General features: G+C 47.7%; 14 protein-coding genes and 1 pseudogene. 13 read left to right on the top strand and 2 right to left on the bottom strand.

The features are described 5' to 3' along the window. Window positions 1-16: 16 nt before the first annotated feature. The 9 genes from L1N82_RS04075 (at window position 17) to L1N82_RS23385 (ending at window position 12,163) form a co-directional block, all read left to right on the top strand. Window positions 17-1,978 (top strand): ABC transporter ATP-binding protein, encoded by a 1,962-nt coding sequence (locus tag L1N82_RS04075; RefSeq protein ID WP_235286074.1) that lies wholly within the window; start codon window positions 17-19, stop codon window positions 1,976-1,978. Next, on the top strand, window positions 1,929-3,758 hold the full coding sequence (locus L1N82_RS04070; RefSeq protein ID WP_235286073.1) for an ABC transporter ATP-binding protein: 1,830 nt from the start codon (window positions 1,929-1,931) through the stop codon (window positions 3,756-3,758). The genes L1N82_RS04075 and L1N82_RS04070 overlap by 50 nt, the downstream gene beginning before the upstream one ends. A 79-nt stretch (window positions 3,759-3,837) precedes the next feature. Beyond that, window positions 3,838-4,005 carry a hypothetical protein gene (locus L1N82_RS04065; protein ID WP_235286071.1) on the top strand — a complete coding sequence of 56 codons (168 nt, stop codon included), beginning with the start codon at window positions 3,838-3,840 and terminating at the stop codon, window positions 4,003-4,005. A 437-nt stretch (window positions 4,006-4,442) separates the two neighbouring features. Then, a complete protein-coding gene (locus L1N82_RS04060) occupies window positions 4,443-5,018 on the top strand; it encodes an HD domain-containing protein (protein ID WP_235286070.1) in 576 nt (191 codons plus the stop codon). A 21-nt stretch (window positions 5,019-5,039) separates the two neighbouring features. Continuing rightward, entirely contained in the window at window positions 5,040-5,630 is a 591-nt protein-coding gene (locus tag L1N82_RS04055) for a TetR/AcrR family transcriptional regulator (RefSeq protein ID WP_235286069.1), read from the top strand. A gap of 397 nt (window positions 5,631-6,027) precedes the next feature. After that, window positions 6,028-7,008 carry an ABC transporter permease gene (locus L1N82_RS04050; protein WP_328284422.1) on the top strand — a complete coding sequence of 327 codons (981 nt, stop codon included), beginning with the start codon at window positions 6,028-6,030 and terminating at the stop codon, window positions 7,006-7,008. Between the two features lie 60 nt (window positions 7,009-7,068). Beyond that, the gene (locus L1N82_RS04045; protein WP_235286068.1) at window positions 7,069-7,947 is read left to right on the top strand and encodes a carbohydrate ABC transporter permease; all 879 of its coding nucleotides are present in this window, start codon (window positions 7,069-7,071) and stop codon (window positions 7,945-7,947) included. A 53-nt stretch (window positions 7,948-8,000) separates the two neighbouring features. Continuing rightward, window positions 8,001-9,515, top strand: coding sequence for an extracellular solute-binding protein (locus tag L1N82_RS04040; RefSeq protein ID WP_235286067.1), 1,515 nt, complete (start codon window positions 8,001-8,003; stop codon window positions 9,513-9,515). Between the two features lie 146 nt (window positions 9,516-9,661). Beyond that, on the top strand, window positions 9,662-12,163 hold the full coding sequence (locus L1N82_RS23385) for an AraC family transcriptional regulator (protein WP_235286065.1): 2,502 nt from the start codon (window positions 9,662-9,664) through the stop codon (window positions 12,161-12,163). Between the two features lie 79 nt (window positions 12,164-12,242). Here L1N82_RS23385 and L1N82_RS04030 read toward each other — a convergent pair. Then, window positions 12,243-12,398 (bottom strand): annotated as a pseudogene (locus L1N82_RS04030) (nitroreductase family protein); the annotation flags it as partial. Between the two features lie 222 nt (window positions 12,399-12,620). On the opposite strand from L1N82_RS04030, the gene L1N82_RS04025 reads away from it, so the two are divergent. Next, window positions 12,621-12,857, top strand: a complete 237-nt coding sequence (locus L1N82_RS04025) for a hypothetical protein (protein WP_235286064.1) — start codon at window positions 12,621-12,623, stop codon at window positions 12,855-12,857. A gap of 196 nt (window positions 12,858-13,053) precedes the next feature. Here L1N82_RS04025 and L1N82_RS04020 read toward each other — a convergent pair whose 3' ends face one another. After that, window positions 13,054-13,803 (bottom strand): DUF1836 domain-containing protein, encoded by a 750-nt coding sequence (locus L1N82_RS04020; protein ID WP_235286062.1) that lies wholly within the window; start codon window positions 13,801-13,803, stop codon window positions 13,054-13,056. 220 nt (window positions 13,804-14,023) lie between these two features. On the opposite strand from L1N82_RS04020, the gene L1N82_RS04015 reads away from it, so the two are divergent. From L1N82_RS04015 to L1N82_RS04005, 3 genes are all read left to right on the top strand, one after another. Continuing rightward, window positions 14,024-15,337, top strand: coding sequence for a hemolysin family protein (locus L1N82_RS04015; protein WP_407946674.1), 1,314 nt, complete (start codon window positions 14,024-14,026; stop codon window positions 15,335-15,337). A gap of 920 nt (window positions 15,338-16,257) precedes the next feature. Then, window positions 16,258-16,893, top strand: coding sequence for a copper amine oxidase N-terminal domain-containing protein (locus L1N82_RS04010; protein ID WP_235286060.1), 636 nt, complete (start codon window positions 16,258-16,260; stop codon window positions 16,891-16,893). Window positions 16,894-17,916: 1,023 nt separating this feature from the next. Further along, window positions 17,917-18,396 (top strand): hypothetical protein, encoded by a 480-nt coding sequence (locus L1N82_RS04005; protein ID WP_235286059.1) that lies wholly within the window; start codon window positions 17,917-17,919, stop codon window positions 18,394-18,396. Window positions 18,397-18,658 lie beyond the last annotated feature (262 nt).

The raw sequence follows: 18,658 nt of genomic DNA, 5'->3' as shown, positions 1-18,658 counted from the left end.
AACATGGTGAACGATCGTGACGAATCAGATGGAGAATACGAAATGGCATCAAGTGCGGCTGAGCTTGCTGTCCGAACAGTGGCGGACGTTCAGGCTGCTGGGTGCGCTTATCTGGAAATCGGGGCCACTGCTCGTTCTCTCGCTTATTGGTTGCATGCTGCTAAGCGGGCTTGCGCCTGTCCTGCAGCTCTATGCGTCCAAGCAAATCATCGACGGATTAACCGTCAGTGATTCTCATGGGAGCCACAGCCTGTTCTGGGCAGGCGCTTATGCCGGCAGTATGGTGGTGCTGGTTATTCTTTCTTCGCTCCAGATCTGGGCGGGAAAAATTTTATCGGAGCGGTCCATGCTTACGATTAACCTGATGTTGCTGCAAGCTTGGGAATCGGTGCCGGGCATGAAATTTTTCGATCAGAAGGCGTACCGCAACCGACTGGAGGCGCTGCGTGATGCGTCAGAGTGGCTTCCAGTCCAGTTAATCACGATTAGCATGAGCTTCGTAACCGGGTTTGTTTCCTTGGCAGGCATCATCGTCCTTATCGGCAACTTATCCATTATCCTTGCGCTGTTGCTCGTCCTCAGCACCATCCCGTTTGCCTTGAAGCAGAACCGATACGGACAAATGGACTGGGAATATGAGAAGCAGTCGGCGGAAGAACGCCGCAGAATGAACTATGCGCGCGACCTGCTGCTTGGACGCAGAGCGGCCAAAGAGATTCGCTTGTTTGGCGCGGGCGATTATTTTAAGCGCATGTACAGGGAGATGTTCACCCGGATTTATACGCGATATCAGCGGCTCCAGCGCCGATTCGCATACGGCTCCGTGATGACAGGGCTGTTGTCTGGAGGCGTTGCGGGCTTGGGTTATATGTGGATCGCGTACAGGATCGGGAGCGGGAACGTTACGCTGGGGGAGATCGCCATGTATTTGCTGGCCGTCTTTCAGCTATCCCATGCGCTGCGGGAGACGGCCAAGGACGGGGCCGATGCATTGGAATTGTGGCGCATGGGGGACGACTTTCGGCTGTTTATTGAGGCGGAGCCGGACATCGCAGCGCCCGCACTTCCTGTAGAGACTGTTAAAGGGACACCGATGGCGATCGAGTTTCGGGATGTCTATTTCAAATACGAATCTTCGCGCGAGAACGATGGAGCATGCGAGCAAGACGCAGCGGAGGAAGATGAGGAAGCAGCAAATGAGGAATGCGAGGGTGAAGGCTGGCAGGATCAATGGGATGCGGACGAGCAGGCGGAGATCGAACAGCCTTCAAGGGAGTTTGCTCTAGAGGGGATCAGCTTCTCCATTGCGCCAGGGGAGTGCGTCGCTCTTGTCGGCGCGAACGGCTCCGGTAAGACGACGCTGGTGAAATTGATTTGCCGCTTCTATCAGGCAACCAGCGGTTCGATTCTCGTCGATGGCGTGGAGGTCGAGAAGCTGGCTATTCAACAATTGCGAGATCGCATTTCGGCGGTTTTCCAGGATTACGGACAATATGCGGTGAGCGTGGAGGAGAACATTTGCCTTACTGGTCATCCCGGCCTGAACGCAGCAGAGTTGGCGTCGGCGGCCGCGCAGGCGCAGGCTGACGATTTTATCGAGCGGCTGCCGCATCGTTATCATACTCTATTGGGACCGGAGTGGGGCGGTGTGGATTTGTCGGGCGGGCAATGGCAGCGACTGGCCATCGCGCGCGCGATTTATCGCGGCGCAGACCTCCTCATTCTGGACGAGCCTGCGGCCGCGCTTGATATTCAAGCGGAATATGAGCTGTTTCAACAGTTTCGCCAGCTGACGGCAGGGAAGTCCGTTCTTCTGATTTCGCATCGGTTCAGCACGGTCAAGATGGCGAATCGGATTCTCGTTTTGCAAGACGGAAGAATAATTGAGGAAGGCTCGCATGCAGAGCTGATGAAGTTAGGTGGAGAATATGCGCACATGTACCAGCTGCAAGCAGCCGCTTTCCGAGCGGATGCATAATAAGCTCCGCGCCTTGCATCAGGCGTGGTGGGGGCTGTGTCTGATCTATCGTTCAGACCCGAGACGGTGCGCGATCGTATTCGCAATGACAATCGCAGAGGCGCTGCTTGGTCCGCTTCTAATTTGGCTTAGTACGTTCATCATCGACGAACTCATCCGGGATGTTAATCTCTTGTCCGCATTCGGGCCGATCTATTGGCTCGCGATTCTATTTATTCTGCTGACGATCGTCGTCGATGCGATCCAGCCGCTGGTGGAAATGCACAAGAAACTGTTGACGGCTCAAATTCAACGGAACATCGACGAACGTTTGATGCAGAAGGCGAATGATTTGACCGACATTGCTCCTTTCGAGCAGGCGGGTTTCCATACCAAGCTGAAGGTCGCGAGGTACAACGAATATTTCATCACGCTCTGGCTGGACATGACGGCGAATGCGCTGGGGGGGATTGTTCAGATCGCCGCAGGATCACTGCTGATCTGGACGGTGCTTCCTTATGCGCCACTGCTATTTGTAATGCTGGCGCTGCCGCGCCTGTTTGTCGAAGCAAGGCTCAATAATGTCACCTTCGAGGGCAGGCCGCAGGTTCAGGAGTTGCGGCGGCGGGCGGAATATTTCATGGGGCTCCCCCTTCAGCATGAAGCGGCGAATGAGATCAAGTTGTTCAACGCGACCCCGTATTTCAAAGCAAAATACGAGTCGGCTACCCGCGAACTGATCGCCGTGCTCGCCGTAGATCAGCGTAAATGGACGTTGCACAATATGGCCTGGGGGCTATTCGAAGCAATCATTTGCGGCTTAGCACTGATCCTTATCGTGCGAAACGCCATGGCCGGGAAGGTGCAACCGGGTCAGTTACTGCTGTTTATCGGGGCGCTGTATCAGCTTCGCGAAGGGGTGACCCAGTTATTCGGAGTGTTTGCGATAGGGGCGAGAGAGATCAATAATATCAGCTCTATCATGGGTTTTCTCCATGCTGAGCTGCCAGAGCAAACGGGCGAAGAACCCGCTCCGGCAGCAGCGTCGGGCTTCCGGTTCGAACGGGTGCGATTTGCTTATCGTGAGGACCAAGATACGCTGCATATTGAAGATCTGACCATACCGGCCGGCCATATTACGGTTCTGATCGGGGAGAACGGAAGTGGAAAGAGTACGCTGCTTAAGCTGCTGCTCCGTTTCTATGAACCGGTATCCGGCACCATTTATTACAACGGCAATCCGCTTCGGGATTACCGGATACATGAACTACGAAGACACACAACAGCGATTTTTCAAGATTTTGTACGTTACGAGATGAATATGAACTCCAATATCGGCATCGGACATTTGCCGGAGATGAAGCAACCGGATTTGATCAGGAAGGCCGCACAGATCGGGGGAGCCAGCAGCGTAGCGGAGAAGCTGCCGGAAGGATATGAAACCGAGATTGGGCGGTTGTTCAACGGAATAAACCTCTCCGGCGGCGAATGGCAGCGAATCGCAACTTCGCGAGCTTATATGCGCGAAGAGTCGGCTTATATCCTGCTATTCGATGAGCCGACCTCGGCGCTGGACCCATATGCCGAATACGAAATGATCCGAAGCTTGCGGACGCTTGCAGCGAACAAAACCGTCATTATCGTCTCGCATCGTCTTAGCACCGCTAAGCTGGCGGATCATATCGTGCTTCTTCGCCATGGCGAGGTCGCGGAGACAGGCACACATGAGACGCTTATTCGTCAAGACGGATTGTATGCTGAGCTGCACCGGATGCAGTCTTCGGTATACGAGGAAGAATAAATAGGGTCATGGCAATTGTGATGATTTAAACGATAACGGTCATATTCGCGAGGGGCATCGTAACGGTTTCGAATTATCTGTGACATCAGAGGCGATCGTAACCTTACTGCGTAAGATAAACACAGACAAGCAGGTGACCATCGTGATCGTCACGCATGACCCGATCGTTGCATCAGCAACTGACCGTGTAATCCGTATGAAAGATGGAAGACTAATGGATTCTGTTGAGCACGGCACGACAGGGTAGGGGGAGCAGGCGAGTGATAAGCCATATGCCCTGTATTCAGCGAGGTACTCACTGGCACTACGCAGCAAGGTAACTAATGATGAGAACCTGCGATAGTGCAGGAATTTTCCCGCTAAATCTCCACATGCAGCTAAATACCTGCGTTTGTGCAGGTATTTAGCGTGGGGCGCTCTGTTACTGAGGAGATCTTCCGAAGAACCTGCACATTTGCAGGTTTTTTTAATTACGCATTCAATAGAGGTTAAAAGCCTGCATATTCGCAGGTTTTTTTGGTAATGGCAAGACGCAACGGCCAATTTGAGCAGGCATTCTAAGAAGATGTAGCTGCGGTTTCGCAACCATCATCAACTATGCTAATCTAAAGAGATACCGATCGGTATCTTTTTTGTGCTGGATAGGAAGGACGTATTATTTTTAACACAAAAGGAGAGTAATACATGAATTCCCTGTTTATTGTTCCAGACAGCAAGTTGTCCGAAGATGCCACTCATTATGTGCGAGAGCTTTCAACCCAAACCTTATTCAATCATCTGATGAGAACATATGCTTTCGGCTATATGATCGCTCAAAAAAATGAACTGAACATTGATATGGAATTGCTGTATCTTGGTTCCATCATGCATGATTTGGGTTTGACCGAACCCTTCGCAGACAGAGAGCGTACGTTTGAAATCGAGGGTGGAGAAGCGGCCTGCCACTTCTTGGTTCAACATGGTTATCCAATTGAAAAAGCGGAAATTGTACAAAAAGCGGTAGAACTGCATGCCACCGTCGAAGCGGAAAAAAAACAGCCCGAGATTGCTCTGGTACATTTAGGGGTGATGGTTGATGCAGGTTTTCGGGTCGATCTTTTTCCAAAAGATCTTATCCAGCAGATTATTGGAGAATACCCGCGCCTTGGGATTAATCAGAAAATGATCGAGCATTTTACTTACCAAGTTCAGAAAAAAAACGATATCAAACTAATTCCGATTATTGAAGCTGCAAAGCATCACTCCCATTTCAGTGAATGACACAAGCCGGAGGTGGAGGATATGAAAAAAGGCGAGCAAACCCGCAGACACATCATTAGCAAATCAGCCGAGCTTTTTAACCTGCAAGGTTATGCCGGCGTCTCTCTCACTGAAATTACAAACGCTACGGGGATTCAGAAGGGGGGCATCTATAAACATTTCGTCAACAAAGATGAAATTGCAGTGGAAGCCTTTGAATATGCCGCCGACACTGTATTCAAGCAATTTGCAGCAGCGGTCAATGCCCGGCAATCAGCTATGGGAAAACTGATCAGTATGTTTGAATTGTACAGCAACGTGGTTGAATCGCCTCCTTTTGCAGGAGGCTGTCCGTTGATGAATGCCGCCATAGAACACGATGATGGTCACCCATTACTGCGTGAGAAAACCCGGGATCGCATGCGCAGCTTCATCACATTTATCAAGAACATCTTACAAGAGGGTATAACGAATGGGGAATTCAAATCCAACATCGATCAAGATGGCGTAGCCTCTTTTCTTATGGCCGCGCTTGAGGGCGGAATCATGCTCAGCAAGCTAGAAGCAGACAATCGGCATATTCATTACAGTAAGGACTACATATCCGCTTATTTAAAGACATTGGAAACATAAGCCTTGAGTCAATGAAGAAGGATGACAAGAAACATTATCTCAGGAATAGCCGCGTAGATCGCGGCTTTTTGTGTTATGGAAAGCTAACCTTTGGAAATGTCTCAGCAGGATACACTAGTGCCATAATCCGCGTGGTTAAGCGAATTAATCACGCTTGCAAGAAAAGTCAATGCCCGGAAATTCGCAGGGGGGTCAGCTTATTTGTGGACTTTTCCTTCTTGTTTTTTGTTAGCGCGTACAACATATGATACGCTTTTCTTCGTTACATAGATTGCCGCAAAAAGCGTCGGTTGCCGGAAATTTCCTCAGCCCCTATGCTGACATTAACCGCTCCCGAGCATGCCGGAACACGGATGATCCGGGTGAAAGGTAAACCAGCAGATGGAGGTGTGGAGATATGGCTTCCCAAATGGACACAGTCGTCCAAAGAAAAATAGAAAGCGCATACAGGAAGAGTCAGGCTGCGGAGCGAAGACGAAGTATCTGGAAAGGCGTCAAGCGCGATCGCTTTTTGTATCTGCTTGCGCTGCCGGGCATCGTGTTCTTTATTCTATTTAAGTACGTGCCAATGTGGGGCATCGTGATCTCGTTTCAAGATTATTCGCCTTATCAGGGGATGTGGGCAAGTCCGTGGGTCGGTTTCGAACATTACATCCGTTTCTTTTCGAATCCCGACTTTCTGATCTTGTTCCGAAACACGATGGCGATCAATTTGCTGTCACTGGTCTTTTTCTTCCCGCTGCCAATTTTGTTATCAGTCATGATGAACGAGCTGCGCGGCAACAAGTTCCGTAAAACGATTCAGTCGATCGTTTATCTGCCGCATTTTCTGTCTTGGGTCATTATCGTCGGTATTACGTTTCTTCTTCTGTCTACCGGCGAAGGCATCATCAATCAGCTTCTGGTGGCGGCCGGTCTGAACAAGATCGATTTTCTGACCAATCCCGATTACTTCTGGGGTCTGTTGACCGTCCAGTCGATCTGGAAGGAAGCAGGCTGGGGTACGGTATTGTTCCTTGCCGCGATGGCCGGGATCGATCCGCAGTTGAACGAAGCAGCCAAGATCGACGGAGCGGGACGCTTCCGGCAGATCTGGCATATTACTCTGCCGGGCATCCGTTCGGTCGTCATCATCCTGCTTATATTGCGGATTGGCCATATTATGGACGTCGGCTTCGAACAAGTCTTCCTGATGATGAACGGCGCCGTATCCGAAGTAGCAGATGTATTCGATACTTATGTGTACCGGCTTGGTATCAAGCAAGGCCAACTCAGTTTCAGTACTGCCGTCGGCGTATTCAAATCGGTTGTAGGTCTGATCCTAGTTATCGGAGCGAACAAGCTGGCCAAGAAATTCGGCGAAGACGGTGTTTATTAATAAAAGGTTCATAGGAAGTTCCAACCGGTGTGAAGAAAGGAAAGGAGGCGCGGGTTTTTTATGCTCCAGTCCAAAAGCGATCGTCTATTCAATGCGGCTAATCTATTTTTTCTGACTGTGATCGGTCTGGTCACGTTGTTTCCTTTGTATTATGTGCTGGTCGTGTCGTTCAGTGACCCGGCAGAATTCATTCGCAACAAAGCGACGCTATTCCCGAGTAAGTGGAGTCTTGATTCTTACCGGTATTTGTTGTCCACCAATTCTTTTATGCTTGCAATGGGCAACAGTGCGTTTCTGGCTACCGTCGGCACGGCACTCAGCTTATTTGTGACATCCTGTCTCTCATATGCCCTGTCGCGGAGACGACTGCAGGGGCGGCGGGTGATGATGCTGTTGATTCTGCTGACCACGCTTTTTAATCCCGGTATTATTCCGCCGTACCTGTTAATCCGCGATCTCAATTTGATCAACAGTATCTGGTCGTTGATACTGCCGGTGCTGACCAGCGGGTGGTATGTATTATTGATGAAAGGTTTCTTCGACAGTATCCCGTCCAGTCTGGAAGAAGCGGCCCGTATCGACGGCTGCAACGATATCGGAGTCTGGTGGCGTATCATACTGCCGCTGTCACTGCCATCACTGGCCGCATTTGGCCTGTTTTACGCTGTAGCGTACTGGAACACCTTCTTCACCGCGCTGCTCTATATCAATGATTTCAACAAGCAGCCTCTACAAGTCTTACTGCAAAACATGCTGATCGACTCGTCGACGGCTTCGGGAGGAACGGCAGCGGCCGAGATAACCGCCGAGCAGCAGATTCCGTCGGAAACGTTGAAAATGGCCGCCGTTGTAATCGCAACCGTTCCGATCCTGATGGTCTATCCATTTTTGCAAAAGCATTTCGCTAAAGGCGCGATGGTCGGTTCGGTGAAAGAGTAAGCACAGGGTTCAGGCAAAATAATTTATATATCCGAATAAAAGGGGAGATTCAAATGAGAAAGAAAATGGGAGTAAAGTTGGGATTGGTATCCATTATGGCACTGTCCCTGGTTACAGCAGCCTGCAGCAGTCAAAAAGCCGAATCCGGCGTGCCGGCAGATGGAAAGCCGATGCCGGTCAGTATCATGTCGATGTATTTTACACCTGAACCGCCCGGAGAAGACAATGTAATCGTTCAAGAGATCGAGAAGAGGACGAATACCGATCTCAATATCACGTGGGTATCACCGAACAGCTACGGCGACAAGGTAAACGTTACGCTGGCGTCGGGCGACATTCCTGATCTGATGCTGGTCGACGATCCCTTCTCGGCTCAGGTACGTACGATGGTGAAGCAGGGCGCATTCTGGGATCTGACGCCATATATTCAAGACTACCCTAACCTGTCGGGGTTTCCGAAAGAGTCCTGGATCAACACCAAGCAGGCCGACGGCAAAAATTATGGGATTCCCCGGGTACGTCCGGTCGAAGGAGGCCCATTCCTGTTCCTGCGTAAAGACTGGCTGGACAATGTAGGCATGGACATTCCGGAAACGACAGACGAATTTTACGAAGTGCTCAAGGCATTTACGAAAAACGATCCGGATGGCAATGGTAAAGACGATACGATCGGATTCACAGGATTGGTCAATCAAAATAATATCGGCAGCTATGGGGCAATCGTCAGCGCATTCACGCAAAATACTGGTGATTGGAAAGATGTCGACGGCAAGCTGGTCAACGTTAACCTGATGCCGGAAATGCGCGATGCTCTGGAATGGTTAAGCAAAGCTTATGCTGAAGGCTTGATTTCGGAGGATCTCGCCGTACTGAAAGAGAGCCAGACCAAGGATCAGCTGAACACGGGCCGTGCTGGCGCCGCCGTTAACACCGTCGAAGCGGCGTGGGAGCCAATGGAAGCGAATTTGAAGAGTAACCCGGACGCGGATTTTCTGCCGCTTGTCTCGATGAACGGCTGGACCAACAAAGACGGCGGATTCTTCGGAATGTTCGTGATCCCCAAAACGGTATCGGAAGAAAAAATGAAAAAGCTGCTTGAACTGATGGACTACGGCGCGTCGGAAGAAGGCGGAACGCTGGCCAGCTACGGTCTGGAAGGGGTTCACTATACGGAAGAGAACGGAATCAAGATGGCGACGGAGAAAGCTAAGACCGATATTGTTGGCTCGCAGGCGCTTGGTCAAATCTTCATGAATTATGACAAATATATGCGCGCGTATCGGGGCGGTATGCCGCTGGAGATTTTTGAGCGGAACAAAAAGATCATCGACGAGCGTGCAAAAATAAGTGTTCCTGACAAAGCGATTGGATTGTATTCGGAAACGAATATTTCGGTGGGACCTGAGCTCGCAAAGAATATTCAGGATATGAAAACCAAGATTATACTCGGCAAGCAGTCGCTGTCGGACTGGGACAATTTTGTCGAGAAATTGAAAAACGATTCCGATCTGCAAAAAATTACGGATGAGCTGAATCAGGCTTATGCCGACCGTCAAGCGGAGCAATAAGCAGCTGGCTGAGTTATTACGCAAAAGCTGCATGTAAACAGGGGAGCCTCCGGAAACGGGGGCTTCATTGTATATGTTCCTCTTTTTTAATAAAATTAGTCGTATGTAGACTGTTAATAGTATTTAGAGAGCAGGGGGGAACAGGAGTGACTGATATTCGAAGCTGGCTAAATTTTCGGCTGCCGCGTCGAAGCCGGGAAGGAAAAGGACGCTTTTATCGTTACAGCCTGATCCTGGCACTGTGCATGTCAAGCATCCCAACAGCGGTTATCGGTTTCTCGTCTTATGTGCTCGGTACGGAGCATATCGAACGCGAGGTGATGAGCAGCCACCGGGCACTCGTTAAACGCTCGGCAGAAAGTATGGACGAACTGTTCGAGCAGGTGGAACAGTCCGCGGCCCGTTGGGCGCTAGATCCGAGACTTGACGCTGATCTGAGAAGAGCAAATCTTCGTATGGAATACCAGAGAACCCAGGAGCTGTATCGCTTTCTGGGACTGATGAAAGCGTCTTATCCGGAGCTGAAAGATGCAAAGCTGCTGCTTGCTCATAACGAGCCGCTTTTGCTATCGGATACGGAAGGGTTAAGGAAGGTTTCGTTCTTAGAAGATAGTAAGCGGTTTCAGAGCATTGTTGATGCCCCGTCCGCTTTGTATTGGCTGGAAGATTTTCGCTGGACGGCTTCCGAGAACGGCGAGGTCGTATTAGTCCGGAAGCTGCCCGGTTACGGAGATCCTTATGGAGCTCTCCTGTTGAACATGGACAGAAAACAAATTGAAGAACGAATGCGCCGGGCATTGTTCGATGATAAAGGCGCTTCGTTTCTATTTGCAAGTTCTGGACCACCCTTAATCCGCATGTCGGATGTGCCGTCCGACGATCCGATGCGAACCCTGACTTTCGAATCCGCGCTGCGTGAAGAGCTTCGAACGCAGGTTTCGGAAACACCGGATTCTTACCTGTTCAAATGGCAGGGCAAAACCTACTCCGTCTCCCATAGCCAACTGCAGCGTCCGGGGGTCGATTGGACTTATGTGACGGTGTCGCCTTTAGAAGCGCTAACTCGCCCTGTCGTGCTGCTCTCACGTTCGCTGCTCGCCGTCAGTTTGGCCGGTATGCTGCTGGCGCTGCTGCTCGCCTGGTTGGCTTCGCATCGGTTACACCGGCCGATAGGTCGATTGGTACATATCCTCGGCAGCCAGTTTTCACCGGCGCTCGGTCAACCTTCGGCTGACAGGGCTGCGGGGACGGCAGAAACGTCTGGTGGAGAAAAAGGCCTGAGCGGGCTGCTCCGAAGAATACGCATAAGCCAGCGTTCCAAAAGCGGACCTGACGGTACCGGAATAGAGAATGCCATGCATCCATACGACGAGCTTCACTATATCGAGGCGAGTTGGCGCGGTCTGTCCGACGCCAAACGAGAAGCCGAGGCCCGGCTCGAACACACGTATCCCGAATTGAGATCCGCCTTTTTGATGCAGCTGATGCAGGGTCATTATCAGACATGGAGCGAGCGAGAACTGCTGTCACGAATGGAAAGATTCGGATGGTCGATCCATCCCGACGAGCGGATGTTAGTTTTCTTGCTGCAGGTCGGCGTGCTATCGCCGCCGGAATCGAAGTTCCGTGAAGAAGATGAACTGCTGATGACGTTCGCTGCCGCCAACGTAGCTCATGAATTTGTGGAGCAGCATACAGAACGTGCAATCGTTGTAAATTTTCAGGATTCGACCGCTGCCGTGCTGATTCCTTATTCCATAGATGAAAACGGCTGTACAGCCGAGACGGATCTAGAAAAAGCGCTGGCGGGAGAGTTGGCGGGTACGATACGCTCTGTGCTGCGGCTTCAAACCCTAGTGTGCATAGGCAGTGCTTCCGGAATTCTGGAAGTGCCAGAGCTGCTTCATTCTCTGCGAGCTGCGCTGCGTCATATTCAGCAGGACGAAGATTGTCGGGTTCTGCATCTCGATGAATGGAGGCCGGATCTAGATCAGCAGAGCACTTATCCATTCGAGCTCGAACGTGAGCTGCTCCGCAGTGTCAAGCTTGGCCAAATCGAGGAAGCGGCCCAGCTGACGGATGAATTTATGGATGAGCTGGCACGCCGAGCGGCCTCGAAGCCGGAAATGCGCAATCTGACTTTGCATCTGCTCGGCAGTCTGCTGCACACGATGATGAGGAACGGCGCTCAACCCGAGCATATCGACTGTATGGGGCTGTATGAACGTCTTGCCACTATACGCCAGCCCAAAGCAATGGCCGCCTTTGTGCGTGAACAGGTATTGGAACCTTATGGCCGCGAAATTGGCAGCGCCGAGCGGCAGTATACGGATCGTCTCGCGGAACGAGTCAAGGAGGAGATCGAACGTGATTATACGGCAGATTTCTCTCTGGAGAGCTGTGCGGAACGTTTTGGCCTCAGTCCTTATACGCTCAGCCGCTCATTCAAGCTGGCCTATGGCAAAAATTTCGTCGATTATGTGATGGAACTTCGTCTTGAACGGGGCCGCGAGCTGCTGTGCACGACCGATCTCAAAGTGAACGAGATCGCCGAGTCGGTCGGGTATCATCCCTCGTATTTCATCCGGCTGTTCCGTAAGCAGGAAGGCATGACACCTGGGCAGTACCGAATGAAGAAAAACGGATAAGAAACGCGTTTATTGCTGTCGATGGAATCCTAGAAGAAGTCCGTTCATGCCCAAGTGGTAATCGTATCTACTGGTAAAGCGGCATGTAGCCAAGTTCTACTTCTTTATTATAAATTTCGTCCGTATATTCAATATTGTTAGCGTCGAAAAATACCGCAATTATAGCTGAAGATGTCAAGACTTGTGTCTGGTTGAAGGAGGCCAGTGGCGCAAGTTTTTCTTTGCCTCTGGTGCTAATACAGGTTTATTGAAGTCGTTGTTTTCTGGTAGTAGGCTGTAAAGTTGCTCATGCAGGTTTCTCTCATTTTTACACTTCAAAGCAAGCGCTAAAAAAGGGGAGATGGTCATGAAGATAAGTGAAGTAGCAAAAAATATTGATCTCCCAATTTTAACGATCCGTTATTATGAGCAAATTGGCATTATCACGGATGAATATGGATGACTATGCAAATTAATAGTGGGAAAGCATTCCTATAGATATGGTGTTGCTAAGTTAATTGCACGTAACTTTATTGATTTTCTTCGATTGCTCATCACCACAAAAAGCGTATTTGGATTAATGTCAGAAGAAGATGATGAAACAGATGATAATCTTGATTTTGACCCTACAGGCGAGTTATACCGATGTGCCTTTTCCGGAGAAAGTTATAATAGTCGTGAAAACTTTGTTACAACAGCATGGGTTCGTGAATGAATCGCGCCGTCTGGATTTATCGTGATGATTAGACAACTGTGTAGCGACGCAAATATAGTGGCATTCAAATCTAAATAAAATAAGCATTCTCAAAACAAAGTGACTATGATTGTGTCTTATTCTTTGCGACACAATCATAGTCACTTTCTCTAACTGCGACACAAATATAGATGCAATCTGCGCAATAGAAGCATGATTACCTGAGATCATGCAAAAAGACCATGCCATTCACATATCGACGCGATAATGCCTGAAAGCACGAAGTATGCACAGAAATCAACGCAACATGCAGAGCGGTTTGAATCGTCTCCTTTTCCTGATCGGTCTTTTCAGTAAGACCAGTCACATAGTCCCTGGCTAATTCATGAATCATTTGATCCCACTTGTAGACTAGATCGGCACGAGCCCCGGAGTAGCTCTTGTACCTCTCGTCTAAATCTTCAAATAGGCCTGCATAAGCAGCATAGAAATTCAAGGGACTGATGAATCGCTGCGTGTTCTCGGGGAAAACCATTCGGAAGAAGTTGCGGATCGCTTCATAATCGAGCGTAGACCTCAAATCCTCGATTATGAAAAATAAAGCCACTTGCTGAAGGGAATATTTTTTACCGTCCTCTGGATGCCCGATAATATCTTTAAAATCACGTTTCACCCAGTTTTGGATCGATGAAATGGAGAAATTCGTATATTCAATTTGTGCGCCTAATGAAACGATGTCGAGCAGCGAAAACGAAGGAACAGCATCTGATGATTTAATCATTCGTTCTAGAACCGGCGGGAGACTGGTAGCAATAAAAGCAGACATTGAATTTCCTTGTTCAAGCTCCTTCAGATGCTTGGCTCTCCAAACAGTTTGGATAGTAGTTAAGGGAGAGTCGCTCATGGTCCCATTAAGCGATGAAAGCAATTGTGCCATATCTTTGCGAGTAAACGTTAGTGTCTCCATGGGAGCTACCTCATTTCGTATGAGTTCTTATGAACCTATAATAATCGGACTATTGAGCAGATGTCAAAAGGAAAACAATAAGGCGGCATTGACTCATGCCAGTTGTATCGATTTTTTGGGTGAATTCAGCGATATTCTGTCTAAAACCAGATTTGAAGCTTAGACAACTTCGTATTATAATAAGTTCATAAGAACTCTTCTCTGAGGTGTTCGATAAAAAATGGAGGATAAAATGACACTAAACATTGTGATGATTGTTATCTTAATTGTGCTTACTGCGTTTTTCGTTGCGACCGAATTTGCAATTGTAAAGCTCCGAGGCAGTCGTGTCGACCAAATGGTTAACGAAGGCCGTAAGAACGCACTTGCCGTGCAAAAAGTGACATCGAATTTGGATGGGTACTTGTCCGCCTGTCAACTCGGTATTACGATTACCGCACTGGGTCTCGGCTGGCTCGGCGAACCTACGGTCGAGAAGTTGCTCTACCCGGTGTTCCATGATTTAGGGATTTCCGAGGACGCGGGCCATATCTTATCGTTCGCCATTGCGTTCGCGCTGATCACTTTTCTGCATGTGGTTATCGGAGAACTTGCTCCTAAATCAATTGCGATTCAGAAGGCAGAGCAAGTGAGCGTAGTAACGGCGCCGCTCATCATTTTCTTCTACAAGCTTATGTATCCGTTTATCTGGGTACTCAATGGTTCCGCGAACCTTCTCGTCCGAGCGCTAGGCATGCGGCCTGCGAGCGAGCATGAGGAAGCTCATTCCGAGGAAGAGATTCGGATTATTTTATCGGAAAGCTTTGAGAGCGGAAAAATCAACAAAACAGAATACGGTTATGTGAATAAAATTTTTACCTTTGATGAGCTCTTGGCTAGAGAGATAATGGTGCCCCGCACAGATATGATCTGTCTGTATATGGATAAATCGCTGTCCGAAAACATATCGATCATTAAAAAGGAGCAATATACACGTTTTCCGGTTGCAAGCGAGAGCAAGGATCACATCATTGGCTTTATCAATACGAAGCAATTCTTTCTACATTATGACAACCAGCCGGACTTTGATCTGAAATCGCTCATTCAACCGCTGCTTACCGTACCAGAAGTTATGCCAATCAAAACTCTGCTTTCAAAAATGCAGCAACAACGGGTTCACATCGCATTACTGCTGGATGAATATGGTGGGACTTCCGGACTTATCACGATCGAGGACATTCTAGAGGAGATTGTTGGCGAAATTCGAGATGAGTTCGATGCGGATGAGAAAAAACCAGTTGAGAAGATAGGAGATAACCGATACCTTGTTCAGGGCAATACCTTACTTGACGAAGTGAATCAACTAATAGGAATCCCCCTTACGGACGAGGATGTGGACACCATTGGTGGATGGCTATTCAGTAGACATCCCGAACTGCAGAAAGGCGAAGAGTGGCAGTATGGACCAATTACATTTATCGTTCAAGAAAGAGATAAGAATCGAATTCGGAGAATCGAACTTGTTGTAGCGTCTGAAATACAGATAACAACGTAACTTGTCTGCTTCCGGTGGATTATCGATGTTCGTAGTCGAGGATATTGACAATCCCCTAAGAATGTTTCACATATGACAGCGAGCTACGATGTAAGTGGTATTACTCGAAATAAAGATGATTTAATTTTTGGAGAAACACAGTATGAAGCAGCGTTTATGGTAAGTGACGTTAATATGTCCTTGTTCTGCCAGATAAAACAACAGAACTCTATGTCAAATTCAGAGGGCCGATCGGTGATAGCGGCAAAGGTTTTGTAATTTGGGATGAGAGCAGGATCGAAAACTAAGTTATCTAGCAAATACATTCGAATCAATATGTGGAAATAAAGCTGCTCATTTGAGCGGCTTTTTATTTTGGGAAAAGGGGGATAATCCTATGATCTTACACACGAATGGAAGACTCGAGGGAACGCCGGAAGAGCTGAGTGAGTATAAGTGGCACAGGGTCGAAAACTCGCACGGAAAGGACTGATAGAGCTTTACACGTATGGCCTATACTCAAGATATATAGGGGTCGGAGCGGAGAAAGCCGGTTTTGCCCGTAAGAAGATTAAACATTTCACTAACATGACTGATTTAAAAGCAGAACTTTCTAAACAGCTTCGGCCGGATACCATTCTTCTAATAAAGGGCTCGACAAACGGTAACAAAGTAAAATTGATGCACGTTCTTGAATGGATGGTTCATAGAGCTCACTAGAATAAGGAGTTTTGAAATTAGGGCTGCTCTGGACTCCAAAAAAGGAGGACGGGTAGCAATTCCGTGTACGGTTTTTCTTAAACTAAAACTAAAGCTACAGATGCTCTGAAACTTGGTGGTGGAAGTAACTCCACCCCAATTGCATTTTTTGATTATTATTCCATTTTGCCCTATTATTAATTACATATATCAAAATCTAAATACAGCTTGGAGGAGAACTAATGAAACGTAATGTCAAAATAGGACTTGCTGGAGTCCTGCTCACAACCGTATTTAGCGCAGGTGCTTATGCTGCAACAGTAGCTCCTAAAGTCTTTGTTCATGGCAATATCACTCAAAGCAAAACAGCACCGAAAATTATTGATGGAACAGTCTATGTACCACTTCGTACAATATCTGAGGGCCTGGGAGCAAATGTTCAATGGAACAATAAGAGTAAAACAGTTTACGTCAATTCCGATCCGAATTTCAAAACGGAAACCGGCAGCGTATCCTATGTAAATCAGCGTGATCTAGCATTTAATTGGATTATGGCCTACGATAATCGACAGAAGGAAGATGTACTTGCATTAAACGCACCGGCATTCAAAACAGATATTTACAATGAAAGCTTCCCTACTGGAACCTACAATATGACCAGCATTGTCGAAATGCAACCTGTAGACCGCAGTGAAAATACTTTAACTGTACGTATTGTGCAACGAGTCACCGCAGAAGATGATTACAATGTCAAAATAGAAAAATGGAAATTCACATTTGAGGGAACTAACAAAATTAAATCGGTGAAGATCGTACCGAAATCTACCCAGTATTTAGATCGATACACCTTGTTTCCAGGAACAAGCTTTGGAGAGTAAACACCAGACATATGTCTAAAATCTAGCGTTTTGTATAAATGTCTAACCACCTTCAGCACAAATCGCTTTAGCAATTTGAAGCAATTTTTCGATAAATGAAGAACGTCTTTTGTTCCAAGGATGCGAACAAAGTACGTTTTTTTGCGTCCGATCCGCAAGAGGAAATTGGGGCTGGGGACCAGATCAAATACACTCCTATTCATACACCCCCGAAATCCTTTGCCGGAAGTCAAGAACATTGTCCCATTCAAAGTCGCGATGAATGCGACTTTTTTGCTTTATGAGCCCATGTGTGAGAATAAGGGGGAAAAATTAAGCTAACGGGCAGATTTGCTCAATAAAAAGGAAAAGGGGTAACAAATAAAGGAAAAGTCGAAGGGTATTGAATACTGTTAGCGGACTAAAAACGAATGATATATTAGCTATCGAACAGAAAATGAATGTCGCCAATACACTTAAAACTATGAAAAGAGGAAGACCATGCTCAACCGATCTCAGAAAGATCGAAATTACGAGACAGTTTGGACTTACATTTCTAAGATCAACGGAGCTTTTTCAGCTTACGATCGAAAACCCTATTGCATATTGATCTTCGGGAATGAGTACTCGTTCTTCATGATTACTACTTAAATAAAAAATAAATAATAGATCCTCCTATAGACAACAACAACATGTCGGATGACAAGAACATTCGTACAATCGATTCCGCTACTTAAGCGGATTTTTTTATTTATGTAACCATGTTCTTGTCCTGCGTCAATGACAAGAACATGGGCACATTGCCGAGTTATGACAAGAACTTGTAGACATTGCCGCGGTGCAAAATGAAATAACTGAAGCCTTTAATGAATGGAGTCGGTAAGAAATCTTTGAATGCGGCTATACAATATGGGTAGCCGCATATTTTCTCTCTCCAAACGGGGTTCGTGTCGATTCGTGTTTTCGGTGCAGGAGTTAAGGCTCCTGTTGGTGAATATTCACATATGCCAATGCATGTGAATTTAACAAATGGAGTGATCGGTATTGACATCGAAGATAAATTGTCCGCTTTGTGGTAACGAAGCAGTACAAATGAGAGACAGGTCAGAGGTTTATCTGATAAACTGTCCAAGTTGCGGTGACTTCAAAATCATCCGCGAGTGTTTGGAAGATTTACCTGCTGAACGTAAACTTCTGCCACAGTTGATGAAGGTGTCGGCATTCACCCGATACCGTACGATTAACAAAGAGCCGGTAGCAACACTATGCATCGGTAATCCCAACGGATATTCGGAGGGGTATTCTATTCAACAAATCGTTGATCAGTTCCCATCCGTACCGGAACGTAAACTGAAAGCTTTGCAGAACCTTCAAGGGCTTTCGAAATATTGGGGTGATGCGGTATCAGTTGAACGCAAGGACTATGTCGTCTTCTTCCCTGAAGTAAATGAAGAGCAGCCGAGCTTGATGATGATGCGGACGTTGGTCGAAGAAGGCTTAGTTACAGGCGAGGCTAGCTCATGACCATTCGATACATCCATCAGAACAGGAAGCGTTAGAGCAGCTATACTTTGCATCAATGTTGTTCAGTCGATTAGACCTCGCGGTGAATGTTGAAGCAGAGCAACTCATGGCGGAAATCTCTCAGATCTCGTTCAAACTTGACGGAAATGAATCCATTTCGAATAGAGACAAAATAAAGAAGTATCTTTCTCCATCAAAAAGATAAGATGTGGAACATCATATAAGGTACAGCTATGGTTTCCGCCCGGGAAAACGGGCTCAT

It is taken from the genome of Paenibacillus tarimensis (genome assembly GCF_021532315.1).
Taxonomy (GTDB): Bacteria; Bacillota; Bacilli; order Paenibacillales; family Paenibacillaceae; genus Paenibacillus_I; species Paenibacillus_I tarimensis.
This window is presented reverse-complemented; position numbering and strand designations above follow the sequence as displayed.

Excerpts from the sequence above, each read along its gene's own strand:
- L1N82_RS04070 (WP_235286073.1), top strand. The coding sequence starts at position 1,929 with ATGCGCACATGTACCAGCTGCAAGCAGCCGCTTTCCGAGCGGATGCAT.
- L1N82_RS04060 (WP_235286070.1), top strand. The coding sequence starts at position 4,443 with ATGAATTCCCTGTTTATTGTTCCAGACAGCAAGTTGTCCGAAGATGCC.
- L1N82_RS04055 (WP_235286069.1), top strand. The coding sequence starts at position 5,040 with ATGAAAAAAGGCGAGCAAACCCGCAGACACATCATTAGCAAATCAGCC.
- L1N82_RS04050 (WP_328284422.1), top strand. The coding sequence starts at position 6,028 with ATGGCTTCCCAAATGGACACAGTCGTCCAAAGAAAAATAGAAAGCGCA.
- L1N82_RS04045 (WP_235286068.1), top strand. The coding sequence starts at position 7,069 with ATGCTCCAGTCCAAAAGCGATCGTCTATTCAATGCGGCTAATCTATTT.
- L1N82_RS04040 (WP_235286067.1), top strand. The coding sequence starts at position 8,001 with ATGAGAAAGAAAATGGGAGTAAAGTTGGGATTGGTATCCATTATGGCA.
- L1N82_RS04020 (WP_235286062.1), bottom strand. The coding sequence starts at position 13,803 with ATGGAGACACTAACGTTTACTCGCAAAGATATGGCACAATTGCTTTCA.
- L1N82_RS04015 (WP_407946674.1), top strand. The coding sequence starts at position 14,024 with ATGGAGGATAAAATGACACTAAACATTGTGATGATTGTTATCTTAATT.
- L1N82_RS04010 (WP_235286060.1), top strand. The coding sequence starts at position 16,258 with ATGAAACGTAATGTCAAAATAGGACTTGCTGGAGTCCTGCTCACAACC.